We start from the raw sequence: 14,413 nt of genomic DNA on the forward strand, positions 1-14,413 counted from the left end.
TAACGTGCGCCGCAGCGTGCATAGAGCGCCGTCGTGGTTCTCCTGGTGGGTGGGGCTCCCGCTCGGCTGCGACGCGATATCCGTGAGCGGCGGGAGGATCCGATGGGTAACGAGGCATTGCGGGTGGCGATGGCCGAGGCGGGGGAGACGGTCGAGTCGCTGGCCGAGAAGGTTCGCGTCGACCCGAAGACGGCGGCACGGTGGGTCGCCTCCGGCCGCATCCCGCATCCGCGTACCCGCATCGCGGTGGCCGAGGTCCTGCGCCGCGACGCCGCCGACCTGTGGCCGGAACCGTTCCGCCGCCGTGATCTGCCGTGGTTCCGACCGTGGGCCGAGCTGGAGCAGGACGCCGCGTCGCTGCGGTCGTACCAGCCGCTGCTCGTGCCGGGTCTGCTGCAGACGGAGGGGTACGCTCGCGCGATCCTGGGCACCGGTGGGCTGGTCGCACCGGCCGAGGTGGACCAGATCGTGGCGAGCCGCATCGATCGGCAGGCGGTCCTGTGCCGCGACGACCCGCCCCAGCTCGTGGCGGTGATCGACGAGGTGGTGCTGCGCCGGCCGGTCGGCGACCACAGCGTGATGGCCGACCAACTGGCCCACCTCGCGAGGGTGGCCGAGTGGGAGCACGTGCAGGTCCGGGTCATCCCCGCCGAGAGCCCGTGGCACACCGGCCTGGCCGGGCCCTTCGTGCTGGGCCGGCTGCCCGACGGGACGGAATTGGCGTATCTCGACAACCAGCTCCGCGGTCAGGTCGTGACCGACCCCCTCGACGTCGCTAACCTGGGACGCAGGTGGGAGAGCGTCACGGGTGAGGCGTTACCCCGACGCCGGTCGATCGAGTTGATCAGGGAAGTGGCGACGACATGGACATGACCGACGCCCGTTGGCGCACCGCGACCCGCAGCAGCAACAACGGCGGCGACTGCGTCGAGGTGGCCGACAACCTGCCCGGCCGGGTGCTGGTGCGCGACAGCAAGGACCGCGACGGCGGCACCCTTGCCTTCGCGCCGACCGCCTGGGCGTCCTTCGTCGGCGCCGTCCGTCGCTGATCCACTCAGGTTCACGGAAACCGGGGCATCGGCGCGACCCGGACGCCTCCACTTCCAGGAAGCCGAGCCGATCAAGCGCGGGTCACCGCTCTCGTCCAGCCGGTTCCTCATCGTGCGCTCGCCAATGTCAAGATCAGTGGTCCCTGGCACCTGATCCTTCCGACATTCCCGCCGGCGCGCGTCCACAGCATCTCGCCCGCCGACGATGACCCCTCTAGGAGTCGTCATGCGTACTCCCCTCCGGTCCCTCTCCCGGCGTGGACTGCTCACCGGCACTCTCGGATCGGCCGCCCTGCTCGCCGCGGGCGGCAGCCTCGCCGGCTGCGGCACCAAGGGCGCGCAACAGACCGAGGCAGGCTGTGTCAGCGAAGACCTGTCCGGCACCGAGAAGAAGATCGCCTTCTCCAACTGGCCGCAGTACATGGACGTCGACGAGAAGGACGAGTCCAAGCGGCCGAGCCTGGACGAGTTCGTCACGACCAGCGGCATCCAGGTCACCTACACCGAGGACATCAACGACAACAACGAGTTCTTCGGCAAGGTGCAGAACCAGTTGGCCGCCTGCCGGAGCACCGACCGGGACATCATCGTGCTGAGCGACTGGATGGCCGCGCGGATGATCCGGCTCGGCTGGATCCAGAAACTCGACCCCGGGAAGATCCCCAACGTCCAGGCGAACCTGCTGCCCTCGTTGCTCAACCGCCCGTTCGACGCCGAGAACCGCATCTCGATCCCGTGGCAGTCCGGCCTGGCCGGGTTGGCGTACAACGGCAGCGTGACCAGGGAGCTGCGGACCGTCGACGAGCTGCTGACGCGCCCCGACCTCAGGGGCAGGGTGACGGCGCTCAGCGAAATGCGCGACACCATGGGCCTGCTGCTCGGCGCGAACGGGCACGACCCGTCGAACTTCACCGCAGCCCAGTTCGACGACGCGCTCCACAAGCTCAGGAAGGCAGTCGACTCCGGGCAGATCCGCAGGTTCACCGGCAACGACTACGCGCCCGACCTGGCCAAGGGCGACATCGCCGCGTGCATCGGCTGGTCCGGGGACGTCATCCAGCTCTCCAGCGCGAACGACAAGGTGCGGTTCGTCGCGCCGGACTCCGGCGCGATGCTCTACAGCGACGACATGGTGGTCCCGAACAAGGCCACCCACAGGGGCAACGCCGAAGCGTTGATCAACTACTACTACGAGCCGGCCGTCGCCGCGAAGCTCGCCGCGTACGTCAACTACATCTGCCCGGTCAAGGGTGCCCAGGCCGAGATGGAGAAGATCGACCCGGAGTTGGCCGCGAACCCGCTGATCTTCCCCGACGACGCGCTGCTGGCGAAGTCCACGGTATTCATGACCCTGGACGAGCAGCAGGAACGCGAGTACGAGGGCAAGTTCCAGCAGGTCATCGGGGCGTGACGGTGATGGCGCGCGAGACACCCGCAGGCGATCTGCGCCTGGCCGACCTCACCAAGCGGTTCGGCAGCTTCACGGCCGTCGACGACCTCAGCCTGACGATCGGCAAGGGCTCGTTCTTCGCGCTGCTCGGCGCATCGGGGTGCGGCAAGACCACCACCCTGCGGATGATCGCCGGACTGGAGACGCCGACCAGCGGCCAGGTGCTGCTCGGCGACACCGACATCACCCGGCTGCGGCCGTACAGGCGGCCGGTCAACACCGTGTTCCAGAGCTACGCGCTCTTTCCGCACCTCACCATCTTCGAGAACGTGGCCTTCGGGCTGCGGCGGCGCGGCATCCGCGCGGTCGACGACCAGGTCCGGCGGATGCTGTCGCTGGTGCAGCTCGACGGGTTCGGCCCCCGCCGCCCGGCCCAGCTCTCCGGAGGTCAGCAGCAGCGGGTGGCGCTGGCCCGCGCGCTCATCAACCAGCCGCAGGTGCTGCTGCTCGACGAGCCGCTCGGGGCGCTCGACCTGAAGCTGCGCCGCCAGATGCAGATCGAGCTGAAGCGCATCCAGACCGAGGTCGGCATCACCTTCGTACACGTCACCCACGACCAGGAGGAGGCCATGACCATGGCCGACACCGTCGCGGTGATGAACGCCGGCCGAATCGAACAGCAGGGTGCCCCGGCCGACCTCTACGAGTTCCCGGCCACCGCGTTCGTGGCGAACTTCCTCGGCCAGTCCAACCTGCTCGCCGGCGAGGCCGCCGGCACCACCGGCGGCGAGGTCGCGGTGACGGCGCACGGCGCGCGCTTCTCGGTGCCCGCCGGCCGGTCGCGGGCCGACCGAGGGCCGGTCCACCTGGGGGTACGCCCGGAGAAGCTGCATCTGGTCGGCTCCGCCGACCAGGTCCCCCACGGACACCAACACGTCACCGGGGTGGTCACCGACGCCTCCTACGTGGGCGTCAGCACGCAGTACCTGCTGCGCACCGGCTGGGGCACCGAGCTGTCGGTCTTCGCGGCCAACAGCGGAACGTCGACACCCGTGGCAGTCGGCAGCGAGGCCGTGGCGCACTGGGATCCGCGGCACGCGTTCCTGCTGCCCCGCGACACCACCGACGCCGACCGGACCGCCCCCGTGTTCGCCGAGCCGGTGGGTACGTCGTCGTGACCCTCCTGGCGCCCACCGGAGCGGGGCAGCCGCCGCCCGCGCCACCGGCAGCCCGGTCCGGGCGGCGCCGGCTGCTGCCGTACCTCCTGCTGCTGCCCGGCGCGGCCTGGCTGCTGGTGTTCTTCGCCGTGCCGCTGCTGCAACTCGCCGCCGTCAGCCTCTACGACCCCGGCGGCTCGCTCTCCACCGGGTACGCGATGACGTGGGCGTTCGGCAACTATCCGGACGTCGTGCAGGCGTACGGGCCGCAGCTTCTGCGCTCGTTCGGCTTCGCCGGACTGGCCCTGGTGCTGGCGCTGCTGCTCGGCTACCCACTGGCGTACGCCATCGCGCAGAAGGCCGGCCGGTGGAAGAACCTGCTGCTGGTGTGCGTGGTCGCCCCGATGTTCACCAGCTTCCTGGTCCGCACCCTCGCCTGGAAGACCATCCTGTCCGACAACGGCGCGCTCGTGGGTCTGCTGCGCGACGTGCACCTGCTCGCCCCGGACGGGCGGCTGCTGGCCACGCCGTTCGCGGTGGTGCTCGGGCTGACGTACAACTTTCTGCCGTTCCTCGTGCTGCCGCTGTACGCGAGCCTGGAGCGGCTGGACCCCCGGCTGCTGGAGGCGGCCAGCGACCTGTACGCCAGCGGAGTTCAGGCGTTCCGCCGGGTGACCCTGCCGCTGTCCATGCCCGGCCTGATCGCCGGCACGCTGCTGTTCTTCATCCCGGCCAGCGGCGACTACATCAACGCCGAACTGCTCGGCACCCCGAACGAGTACATGGTCGGCAACGTCATCGACTCGGCGTTCCTGGTCCGGCTGGACTATCCGCAGGGCGCCGCGCTGTCGTTCCTGCTGATGGCGGCGATCCTCGCGGTGGTCCTCGGCTACCTGCGCACTACCGGCACGGAGGAGGTCCTGTGAGACTCTCCCGCTGGCTCGCCGACCGCTGGGTGATGATCGTGGCGCTGCTGGTGCTCGGCTACCTGGCGTTGCCGATCCTGGTGGTGGCCGGGCTGTCCTTCAACCGCCCGTCGAGCCGAGTGTCGTACGACTTCAACGAGTTCACAGTGGACAACTGGCGGCACCCCTGTGCCACCTCGGACATGTGTGACGCGGTCGTCCGCAGCGTCCAGATCGGTTTCCTCGCCACGGTGGTCGCCACAGTGCTCGGCACCCTGATGGCGTTCGCGCTGGTGCGGCACCGCTTCCGTGGCAGCGCCGGCATCAACGTGCTGATCTTCCTGCCGATGGCCACCCCGGAGCTGGTGATGGGCACGTCGTTGCTGGCCCTGTTCGTCTCGGCCGGGGTGCCGCAGGGCTTCTGGACCATCGTCATCGCGCACGTGATGTTCTGCCTGTCGTTCGTGGTGGTGACGGTCAAGGCGCGGCTCGCCGGGATGGACCGGCGGCTGGAGGAGGCCGCCATGGACCTCTACGCCAACGAGTGGCAGACCTTCCGGCTGATCACCCTGCCGCTGGTGCTGCCCGGCATCGTGGCCGCCGCGCTGCTGGCGTTCTCGCTGAGCTTCGACGACTTCATCATCACGAACTTCAACGCCGGCACGACAGTCACGTTCCCGATGTACGTCTGGGGCGCCGCCCAGCGGGGCATCCCGCCGCAGGTGAACGTCATCGGCACCGCGATGTTCGCCAGCGCGCTGCTGCTGGTCGGCCTCAGCTCGGTTCGCGGGCGACGTGCTCGCCGCGCCGCGCTGTTGGCCGGCCCGGTGCGGCAGACGCGTCGGCCGTCATGACCACCGTTGTAGCGAAATGTTCGACGGGCTGCCGTCGTGTCTGCTCATCCCGGGCCATGAAGGAGCGCCGAACCGCGTCTGCTGACGGCATCCCGACAGGCCGAGGCGGCACGCAATCCACTGCCGGTTGCCCGGCCGCGCTCCGGCGCGATATTTGGTCCAATGCGACGGTTTGTCGCTACGGAAGGCCGCACGATCGGCCCTGACCGCCCCGCCCGAGAGGTCACCCGATCTGCCGGCTCGTCACGCTCAACGCCCGATCGGCGGTGCTGATCAGGACCCCTCGATCATCTTCGCCGGAGCGAACGGCGCAGGTGACCGACGTGACGGTGGATATTGCCGACAGTGTTTGCGACGACACTCATCGCCGTGACGATGCAACCACCGCCGGGGCCCGCGCATCCACCGCCGTACGGCCCCGGACCTCAGCCAGCCGCCGCCCCGAACTGGTTCCGCCGCGCCAGCCCAGGCCGCCGCGTCGCCGTGATCCTCGGCTCGGTGGCGCTCTCCGTGTTGCTGCTCTGCTGCGCCGGCACCGCCATCGTCGGCGCGCTGACCGGCGAGCCGGAACCCAAGCGCACGGGCACTGCGGCCGAACAGGCGCAGCAACCCATCGTGGCGGCCCCCGCCGAGCCCACGCGGGAGGCGCCTGCCCAGGCGCAGTCGCCGGAGGCGCCGCCCTCCGCAGCGTCGGTGCCCACCCCCTCCAGCGTCTCGCCATCGCCGACGGTGCGGGTGACGACAGTGACGGAGCGCGCCGCGATCCGGCACGGCGAGCGCACCGTCAAGGACGCGTCCCTGGCCGAGGGCAAGCGGGTGGTCCGCACCAGGGGCGTCGACGGCGTACGGACGCTTACCTACCAGGTGACCACCACCGACGGCGTGCAGACCGGCAAGAAGCTGGTCAAGTCCACGGTGACGAAGCAGCCGATTACCGAGGTGGTGGCCGTCGGCACCAAGAAGAAGTCGAACTGCGACCCGAACTACAGCCCCTGCGTCCCGATCGCCAGTGACGTGGATTGCGCGGGCGGCTCCGGCAACGGCCCGGCTTACGTCAGCGGAGTGGTCACGGTCATCGGTGACGACATCTACGACCTGGACCGCGACAACGACGGCTACGGCTGCGACTGACCCGTGCGGTGCTTCTCGGTCGATCGGGGTCCGTGCGGGCTGAACGGTCGGGCGCTGTCATCCGTACCAGGCGGTGAAGGACACCACCGAGGACGGGAGTGACGGCGATGAGGGTGCAGCGCAGGCACGTGCTGGCGGCGACCGTGGCGGTGCTCGCCGCGGCGGGCGTGGCGGTGGGGACCGGCTTCGGGTTCGCCGACACCGCCCCGGCGCGGCACTCCGTCTGCTCCGGCTCGGTCACGTTCTCGGCGGAGGCCGGGGCGCCGGCAGCGACCAGCGACCGGTTCCCGGTGGGTACGCGGCTGCGGGTGACGAACCTGGACAACAACCGTACGGCCACGGTGACGGTGACCGGCCCGTCGGGCAGCTGCGTGCTGCTCAACTCCGCCGCCATGGAGCTGGTCCGCGAGCCGGGCAAGAACGTGGTCCGCCGCAACGTGGTGGAACGGCTGGACGGCGGCGCCGCGCAGCCCGTCGACCCCGGCACGGTCCGTCCCGGTGCCGCATCGCCCGGTGCCCCCGGCCCGGCGCCCCGCTCGGCGTGCGCAGGGGCGATCACCTTCTTCGAAGAGACGGCCGGGCCGGCGGCGACCAGCGGCCAGTTCCCGGTCGGTACGCGGCTGCGGGTGACGAACCTGGACAACAACCGGGCCACCACGGTGACGGTGACCGGTCCGTCGGGCAGTTGCGTGCTGCTCAACACCGCGGCGATGGACCAGATCCGGGAACCGGGCAAGAACCTCGTCCGCCGCAACGTCGTCGAGGTGCTGCGCTGACAGTCGGAGGCCGGCCGGGGGTGGTGGTGGTCGACCATCGCCACCGCCGCCGGCCTTCGCCGCGGCCCGCGTCGCCCTAGTCGGTCTGCCAGGTGCCGTCGTCGCGCACCCGGGCTGGGGCGCGGCCGAGCAGCAACGTGGTGAGCGCGGCGTCGATGGTGTCGCCGAGGAACCACTCGCCGGCCTGGTCGAGGGCGAAGACCCGGCCGCGCTCGTCGACGGCGAGGATGCTGTCCTGCTGCTCGGTGCCGATCGGGAAGAGCCGCACCCCGAGCACCGCGCCGAAATCGGCAAGCGTGTCGGCGGTGTGCGCGATGGTGTGCGGGCGGATGTCGAAGCGGGAGATCCACACCTGTGCGCCCGGGCCGCGTCGGGCGCCGACCAGGCTGGGGAACGTGGTCAGCGCCTCCACGGCGGCGGGAAAGACCTCGTGTCGGTGGGCCTGCCCCGGCACGGCGACGACATCCCGTACGCCGGCGGCGGCCATGATCTGGTCACCGAAATGTGGCCGCCAGCCCGCCGCCACCAGCGCGTTGGCCACCTCGGGCGGAAAGCGACCCGGGTCCGGGTCGGGCTCCGCCGGGGCGAGCCACGTCTCGGTGTACGCCCGCGCCGCCTCCGGCAGAACGTTCGCGCGCACCAGAAATTCGATGCACGAGTCGCAGGGCCGATCCGCGGCGCCACCGGCCGGGTCACCCGGCTCGCGGATCCGGAAGATCTCGAAGCGCGCCGCCTCCAGCAGGGCCCCCGCCTCGGCCCGCCCCATCGGCTCGATGCCCTCGGCGGCCCGGCGGTGGTCGTACTCGTGTAGCACGTCGGAGACCACGATCAGCTCGGCGTGACACTCGGCGCCGCGGACCAACTCGCCCGGAGGCCGCTCGTCCAGGAAGCTGCGGACGAGCGGGTGGTGGTTCAGCGCGACCGCGCCCTTCGTGCCCTGGGCAGTCCAGATGCGACCGTCGAGGGTCAGGTGGGCCACCGTGTTCGGCGTCGGCGCCCGACGGATCTCACGGATCAGCAGGCTCGACGCGTCGACGGTGCGGGGTGCCGCCGGCCCGCTGGGCTGGCTACGCCGATACAGGTCCGCCACCACCTCGCTCGGCACGCGAGGCCAGGTGGTGACCTTTCCGGTCTGCCTGTCGATGACTGTGGTCGGGAGATCGCCGGGGATCGACCGCACCCCGTTCGACACGATCGAGGTGACGACGAAACCCAGATCGAACTCGTCGACCACCGGGATGCACTCGTGGCCGAGGCGCTGCGAATCGCGCCGCGCCCAAGCGGATGCGAGCTGCTCGGCCTGCTGACGGTCGATCACACATCGAAACTACCGGACTACGCGGATCGATGGCGGCCGGTATGGTCTTCCCTACCGACGGTGACGGGAGGAGCGGCGGTGAGCGAACGCGTGGACCGGGACGCCAATCGCGAGCTACGGGCCCGATTCGACGACGTGTACGGCCAGTATCAGCAGCTCAGGTCCGGTTTGGACACTCTGCAAACGCGGCTGGCCCAACTGCGGGTGACTCGACGCTCGCCGGACGGCCACGTCACGGCGACCGTCGGCGCGCAGGGCCAGCTGATCGCGGTCGACCTGGCCCCGGCCATCTACCGGGACCGCGACGCCGAGGCGCTGAGCCGGACGGTCACCGAGACGGTCCACGCCGCCGTGGCGGCCGCCACCCAGGCCACCCAGGATCTGGTCGCCGAAACCATGCCGGCCGGGTCCGGTTCGACGGAGTTCCTGCGTACCGGCGATTTCGGCTCTCTGCTCGGTCGCGCGGACGCCGTGCTCGGCCGCGGCGAGGGGGCGGCATGACCGACGAGCAGCTCTGGCTAGACGCCTCCCGTGCCCGGCGCGGTGGCGCCGACCTGGCCCTGTCCGGGGAGGCGGTGACGGCCCGCCGCGCAGCCGAGGGCGGCGAGATCGAGGCCGCCAGCGGCGCCCGCCCGTGGGGGCGCGACGACATCGGCGGCGCGTTCGAACGGAGCTACCGCGGCATCGAGCAGACCGTGCTGCGTGCCTGGGCGGGCGTCGGGCAACGGCTCACCGAGCTGGGCGCCGACGTGGTCAGCGCGGTCGACGCCAGCGTGCAGACCGACCAGAGCAGCGCTGCCCGGCTCGACCGGGCCGCCGACCGGCGCTGACGGCGGGCGATCCGGATGAGCGTGCTGCCCAGCCCGATCCCGCACCCGCTGGACTACGCACCCTGGGACGTTCCCGGGTGGATCTACGAGGCCCTCGACTGGGCGGTCGGCGTGCAGTGGCCCGAGGGGAACGAGCGGGCCGTCTGGGACGTCGCCGACAGGTGGTACGCGGTCGCCGGTGTCCTCGCCGGCCCCCATGCCGACGCCGCCGCGGCCGCCACCGAGGTGCGCAGCGGCTACGGCGGCGTCGGAGCTGTCGACGCCGCGTTCGAGGCGGCCTGGCGAGGAATCGCCGAGGGTGACGACGCACCCCTGCCGGTGCTCCTCGCGGTCACCGCCGACCTCGGTCGCCTGGTCGAGGAGTGCGGCTGCGACATCGAAGGCGCCAAGCTCGAAGTCTGGATCGAGCTGGGCATCCTGGTCGTCGAGCTGCTCTCGGTCGCGGTGGCGGCGGTGCTCACCGCCGGTGCGGCCTCCCCGGCTGCCGGCGCGGCGATCACCGCCACCCGGCTGGTGATCCAGCAGATCTTCAAACGCCTGATGGGCCAACTGGCCACCAAGGCTCTCCGTCGCGGCCTCAAGGAGGCCGGCGAGCGCGCCGCCAAGGAGATCGCCAAAGGTGGCGTGCGCGGCCTCGCCAAGCGCGCCACCCGGGAAGGGCTGGAGGAGGCCGCCGAGGAGTCCGGGGTCAGCCTGGCCACACAGGCGTACCAGAACACGACGGGCCGGGCGCACGGCGTGGACCTGACCGACCTGGGCGCGTCGGCGGTGGGCGGGCTCGCCGGGGGAGCGGTCGCGCCGCTGGCCGGCCTGGGCCGCCACGCGACGGGCCGCGCCGCGCGCATCGGCGAGCACTTCGGTCGGGAGATGACCGGCGAGATGTTCGCCGAGAGCGCCGCCAGCCTCGCCACCGGGCAGGGCCTGACGTCGGTGGAGGACGCGGTACGCGCCGCCGCGTCCGGCGCCACCGGCTCGGCGACCGGGCAGACCGACCACGCCCTACAGGCCCGGCTGCACGCGCAGGCCAACGCCCTCGCCGGCGCGTCCTTCACCGGCCCGCCACTGCCGCCCCCCGCCATGTCCGGAGTGGATGTCTCGACCCCGGACCTGGCGTCACCATCTGCGTCTCCTGCCTCTACGTTTGCGGCGTCTTCGGCTCTGGAGTCTTCGTCCGCGGCGGCGTCCTCGCCGGGGTTCCCGGTGGCCGATGGTGCCCGCCAGACGGGTACGGCCACCGTCGGCTCATCGGTACCGGCGGCCTTCGACGCGACGTCGCCAGGCGTTGGGCACGGCACGAGTCCGGCTGTCGGCGGGGATCCCACGCTCTCAGCGGCCGCAGGGCCTGCTGTCGGGGCGGAGCCCACGCTCTCGGCCGTCGCGGCCCCTGGGCTTCCTGCCGTGACGGCCGATCCCACGCTCTCGGCGGTCACCGCGCCCGTAGCCGGCGCCGTTGACCCGCACGGCGGGCCGGCGGTCGGCGCCGGGCCGACGGTCGGCGCGTCGCAGGGGGTCGCCTCGGGTGCGCCCGCCCCGGGCGCCAACGGCTCGGTTGTCGGGCACCCGTCGACCGGGCCAACCCCCGCCTTCTCGTCAGCTGCCGGTTGGTCCCCGTCGACCGGCCCGTCGTCGGCTGCGGTACCCCTGTCGCCGGGTCCGCCATCGGCTTCGATGCATCCGTTCGCGGGACCGTTGGCGGGGGCGGGTTCCCCGTCGATGGCGGCGAGCGCCGTGGGTGTGGCGTCGCCGGCCGCGTCCGCCGGTCCCGCTTCGACCGTCACCCCCGGACCGGCATCCCCGCCCATACCCTCCGGGTCGGTGCCCGGCCCGCCGCCCGATGCCGCAGGCAGGCCCGGTGAGGTCAGGACCGAAACGGTCACCGGCGCGCCGATGGGGCGGCACAGCGCACCCGAGCGGTTCTCCACGCAGGAGGCGTTGGCGCCGGCTCGCGTCCCCCGTCAACGGACCCGCAGTCGGGCCTCGGTTCCCGTCGACGTGCTGGCGTTCGGCGATCCGTCGGTGCCCAGGACCGAGAGCGACGAGTACGCCGCCCGGTGGGTGGCCGAGGCGGAGGCGGCCGAGCGGCGGCGCTACCAGGGCCACTACGAGTTGCAACGGGCCGGGTTGGAGACCAATCGCCGGCAGGCGGAGGCCGCCCGTCTGCGGGCCCGCGCGGCGGAGCACGACCGCAGGGCTGTCGAGTACGCCGACTACGCCCGACAGTTGCACCAGGCGGGGCACCGGCGGTGGGCCGACGGCTGGCAGCGGGCGGCGAACGACGAGGCACGCGCGTACGCCCAGTGGCGTGACCTGGCCGACGACGTGCTGGCGGGCATCAGGGCACCGGCGGTCGTGGACATCTCCGACGGCACGTTCGCGCACGCCAACACCGACGTGGGCGCGCTCGCGCTCGGCGCGGTGGAAAGCTCCGGCCCGTCCCGGCTCACCGGCGACGACGTTCCCCCGCCGATCGACGACTCCCGGCCGTACGGGCAGCCGGGCGGGCTACGTCCACCGCTCGCCCTGCACCAGGTCGACGTCGAACGGCAGATGCCCCGCGACCTCGACGGCGGTGTTGTACGTACCGCCGATCCCCGCCGGGGCGGCTGGTTCCGCCTGCTGAACGACGGCGGCCCCCAGGCCGACGCCACCCGGGGCATCAACTGCCTGGACTGCACGCTGTCGCTGTTCGAGACCTGGGTGCACGGCCGGCCCCGGGTGTCCGCGCCGCGCACCTTCGACGGCTACCTGGACGGCGACACCCGACGCCCGATCCGCGGTGAGGCGGGTGGCCCTGGCCGGGTAGAGGACGTGACCGGCGGCCGTTTCCAGCGCGTCCTCGCCCCGTCATCCGGCCAACAGTCACACCCGGCGCAGGCGCGGCAGGCCGCCGACCGGGGTTACGCCAACCTGCACGACCAACTGCTGCTCGGTGGCCATGGCAGCTACGCGTTCCTGATCACCGAGTGGGCGGGCGGTGGCTCACACGCCTGGGTGGCGCTCAACCAGAACGGCACGGTGCTCTACGTCGACCCGCAGACCGGCCTCGTCCGGGACCGGCCGCTCTACCCCGACGTGGTGGGCATCGACGCGCTCGTGCTGGGCGGGGACGGCCGGCCCATGCCGCTCGGCGGGCTGCCCCGGGGGCGGTTCAGTGAACGTCCCGACCTGCCCTACCACCCGCCGGCCCAGGACGGCGGCGGCCACGGCGATCCGTACATCAACCGGATGTACCTCCTGCTCGACGGCCCGGGCGCCCTAGACGCCGGTGGCGGGAGTCCGTCCGGTCCGGCTGGCGATGAACCGCCGGGACACCGCGACCCGGTCCGGGTGCTCGCGCTGGCCGGCGGCCTGGACGAGGTTTTCTCCGCCGGGGTGAGCCCGGGCGAGTTCGCGAGAGCCGTGGACCCACCGACCCTCCAGCGGTTGGTGCCCGGTCTGGACGACGCGGACGCGCAGGACGTGTCGCGACTCTTCGCCGACGCCCGTGTCCGCGACATGCTGGACACCGCCCTGCGAGAGCCACCCCCGAACGAGCCGAATCTGGCCGTGCACCTGGCCCAGCAGTTGGCACAGGCACCGGATCTGGCGCGAATCATCCTGGGCACTCCCGAACTGGCGGCGTCACTGACGGCCCGCCCGCTGACGCTGCATCACCTCGCGAGCCATCAACAGGCGATCGACACCCTCGCCGACGTGCTCGACAATCTGACCCAGCAGGAGGCGGCAGGGCCAGGGGCGACCGATCGGGGGACGCCCCAGCCGCAGCCGACGCCCCTCACTGATGAGCAGCGCCAAATCAGCGCGAGCATCCAGTTGCCGGATGATCCGCCGACCCAGCCAGGCTTCGACAGTCAGCAACGACGCAACGGGTCCTATCGGAAGCTTTACCTCGACGACCTCTACTCCGCGGCCGCTGTCGCTCAGCTGGAGCTGAATCAGTTGGCGACGTCGCTTGCCCAGGTAGGTGACCGTCAGGTCGGTGAGCCTGGCTGGCGCACCGAGCCCAAGGACCGCCGCCGAGCCGAGGACAAGGTCAACAAGTACGGGGGTGACGCCTCGAAACTGCTCGATCTGGCCGCCGCCAAGGTCGAGTTTCGCAGCCTTGTCGACCTGTACGCGGCACTCGGACGCATACGCGATCACCCTGACGTCATGATCGTGGCCTGTGACGACCGTTTCGTCTCACCCATGGATAGTGGCTACCGTGACGTGCAACTCGTGCTGCAGACACACAGTGGTCACCTGGCTGAGTTCCGGCTGCACTTGGCAGCTCTTGACGCTGTCGCGGTTTGGGAGCATGGGCTCTATGAGGTACGACGCGATCTCGAAGCCCTTGCTCAGGCTGAGGGGCGAGAGTTGACGCCGAAGGAGCGAGCGATTAGCGCAGGCATCCGTCACCGCGAGCGCCAACTGTTCTGGGAGGCTTTGCAGTCGACCTTTGAAGAGGATTCCTGATGTCCGGAGATATTTCGCTTCCCTCCTACTACCTCTATTACTCAACGCCGGTGAAGATCGTGGAAACGCCGGATGGTGGCGCTCGGGTCTGGCGCCTTTCGATCGATAGTGGGGGATGGCAGGAGAAGAACGACATCTTCGGCGAGATCACCCTCGGCGTTGGGGGCGACATTTTCCGGCGGACGCCCGAGGACTTCGTGCAGGAGGTTGAGCGTTTCCGGGCTCACTACCTGGAAGGCGAAGGCCCCATCTTCGCCCTCTACGAGACCGTGCAGGCGCTCAGAGACGCGGCGAAAGCTCAGGGGCGACAGTTGTCCCCGAAGGAACGGGCTCTCATCCGGGGGATCCGACAGCGGACCTTCGTGATGTTCGAGGAACAGTTGCGCGCAGCCGGCGACCCGGGTGCCGATCCCGAGGTGGCGGCGGACCACGCAACGTGATCCAGGTGCGGAACCGAGGCGCGAGCCGGGCTGTCGGAGCTCTCGCGACTTCCCGTCGCTGGGGAGCGCGCGTCCGGTTGCCGAGGTGGGTGGGCATCGACGAGAGTC

General features: G+C 71.2%; 13 protein-coding genes. 12 read left to right on the plus strand and 1 reads right to left on the minus strand.

Translation table 11 applies throughout. The features are described 5' to 3' along the window. Positions 1-102 precede the first annotated feature (102 nt). The 8 genes from AB0K10_RS01130 to AB0K10_RS01165 all read left to right on the plus strand — a co-directional run bounded on the left by AB0K10_RS01130 (position 103) and on the right by AB0K10_RS01165 (position 7,262). A complete protein-coding gene (locus AB0K10_RS01130; RefSeq protein WP_363678683.1) occupies positions 103-873 on the plus strand; it encodes a helix-turn-helix transcriptional regulator in 771 nt (256 codons plus the stop codon). Further along, entirely contained in the window at positions 864-1,049 is a 186-nt protein-coding gene (locus tag AB0K10_RS01135) for a DUF397 domain-containing protein (RefSeq protein WP_363678685.1), read from the plus strand. The genes AB0K10_RS01130 and AB0K10_RS01135 overlap by 10 nt, the downstream gene beginning before the upstream one ends. A 226-nt stretch (positions 1,050-1,275) precedes the next feature. Next, complete coding sequence (locus tag AB0K10_RS01140; protein ID WP_363678687.1) at positions 1,276-2,460, plus strand: spermidine/putrescine ABC transporter substrate-binding protein; 1,185 nt, start codon at positions 1,276-1,278, stop codon at positions 2,458-2,460. A gap of 2 nt (positions 2,461-2,462) precedes the next feature. Then, positions 2,463-3,617 (plus strand): ABC transporter ATP-binding protein, encoded by a 1,155-nt coding sequence (locus AB0K10_RS01145; RefSeq protein ID WP_363679554.1) that lies wholly within the window; start codon positions 2,463-2,465, stop codon positions 3,615-3,617. Further along, entirely contained in the window at positions 3,614-4,522 is a 909-nt protein-coding gene (locus tag AB0K10_RS01150; RefSeq protein ID WP_363678689.1) for an ABC transporter permease, read from the plus strand. Before AB0K10_RS01145 ends, AB0K10_RS01150 begins: the two co-directional genes overlap by 4 nt. Then, the gene (locus AB0K10_RS01155; RefSeq protein WP_363678691.1) at positions 4,519-5,355 is read left to right on the plus strand and encodes an ABC transporter permease; all 837 of its coding nucleotides are present in this window, start codon (positions 4,519-4,521) and stop codon (positions 5,353-5,355) included. The genes AB0K10_RS01150 and AB0K10_RS01155 overlap by 4 nt, the downstream gene beginning before the upstream one ends. 375 nt (positions 5,356-5,730) lie before the next feature. Next, entirely contained in the window at positions 5,731-6,486 is a 756-nt protein-coding gene (locus AB0K10_RS01160) for a G5 domain-containing protein (RefSeq protein ID WP_363679556.1), read from the plus strand. 107 nt (positions 6,487-6,593) lie between these two features. Continuing rightward, positions 6,594-7,262: a hypothetical protein gene (locus AB0K10_RS01165; RefSeq protein WP_363678693.1), complete on the plus strand. Its 669-nt coding sequence runs from the start codon at positions 6,594-6,596 to the stop codon at positions 7,260-7,262. A gap of 76 nt (positions 7,263-7,338) precedes the next feature. On the opposite strand, the gene AB0K10_RS01170 is transcribed toward AB0K10_RS01165, so the two are convergent. Then, positions 7,339-8,580: an SUKH-3 domain-containing protein gene (locus AB0K10_RS01170; protein WP_363678695.1), complete on the minus strand. Its 1,242-nt coding sequence runs from the start codon at positions 8,578-8,580 to the stop codon at positions 7,339-7,341. Positions 8,581-8,658: 78 nt separating this feature from the next. On the opposite strand from AB0K10_RS01170, the gene AB0K10_RS01175 reads away from it, so the two are divergent. From AB0K10_RS01175 to AB0K10_RS01190, 4 genes are read left to right on the plus strand one after another with little or no spacing between them, the layout of a single operon-like run. After that, positions 8,659-9,081, plus strand: a complete 423-nt coding sequence (locus AB0K10_RS01175; RefSeq protein ID WP_363678697.1) for a YbaB/EbfC family nucleoid-associated protein — start codon at positions 8,659-8,661, stop codon at positions 9,079-9,081. After that, complete coding sequence (locus AB0K10_RS01180; RefSeq protein ID WP_363678699.1) at positions 9,078-9,410, plus strand: hypothetical protein; 333 nt, start codon at positions 9,078-9,080, stop codon at positions 9,408-9,410. The genes AB0K10_RS01175 and AB0K10_RS01180 overlap by 4 nt, the downstream gene beginning before the upstream one ends. A gap of 15 nt (positions 9,411-9,425) precedes the next feature. Then, positions 9,426-13,865: a toxin glutamine deamidase domain-containing protein gene (locus AB0K10_RS01185; protein ID WP_363678701.1), complete on the plus strand. Its 4,440-nt coding sequence runs from the start codon at positions 9,426-9,428 to the stop codon at positions 13,863-13,865. Next, positions 13,865-14,305 carry a hypothetical protein gene (locus tag AB0K10_RS01190; RefSeq protein WP_363678703.1) on the plus strand — a complete coding sequence of 147 codons (441 nt, stop codon included), beginning with the start codon at positions 13,865-13,867 and terminating at the stop codon, positions 14,303-14,305. Before AB0K10_RS01185 ends, AB0K10_RS01190 begins: the two co-directional genes overlap by 1 nt. Positions 14,306-14,413: the final 108 nt, after the last annotated feature.

Source organism: Micromonospora sp. NPDC049274 (assembly GCF_040678875.1).
Taxonomy (GTDB): domain Bacteria; phylum Actinomycetota; class Actinomycetes; order Mycobacteriales; family Micromonosporaceae; genus Micromonospora.

What these genes read in the sequence shown, in the direction of transcription:
- AB0K10_RS01165 (WP_363678693.1), top strand. Translation starts at nt 6,594, where the DNA reads ATGAGGGTGCAGCGCAGGCACGTGCTGGCGGCGACCGTGGCGGTGCTC.
- AB0K10_RS01160 (WP_363679556.1), top strand. Translation starts at nt 5,731, where the DNA reads ATGCAACCACCGCCGGGGCCCGCGCATCCACCGCCGTACGGCCCCGGA.
- AB0K10_RS01185 (WP_363678701.1), top strand. Translation starts at nt 9,426, where the DNA reads ATGAGCGTGCTGCCCAGCCCGATCCCGCACCCGCTGGACTACGCACCC.
- AB0K10_RS01130 (WP_363678683.1), top strand. Translation starts at nt 103, where the DNA reads ATGGGTAACGAGGCATTGCGGGTGGCGATGGCCGAGGCGGGGGAGACG.
- AB0K10_RS01135 (WP_363678685.1), top strand. Translation starts at nt 864, where the DNA reads ATGGACATGACCGACGCCCGTTGGCGCACCGCGACCCGCAGCAGCAAC.
- AB0K10_RS01140 (WP_363678687.1), top strand. Translation starts at nt 1,276, where the DNA reads ATGCGTACTCCCCTCCGGTCCCTCTCCCGGCGTGGACTGCTCACCGGC.
- AB0K10_RS01180 (WP_363678699.1), top strand. Translation starts at nt 9,078, where the DNA reads ATGACCGACGAGCAGCTCTGGCTAGACGCCTCCCGTGCCCGGCGCGGT.
- AB0K10_RS01190 (WP_363678703.1), top strand. Translation starts at nt 13,865, where the DNA reads ATGTCCGGAGATATTTCGCTTCCCTCCTACTACCTCTATTACTCAACG.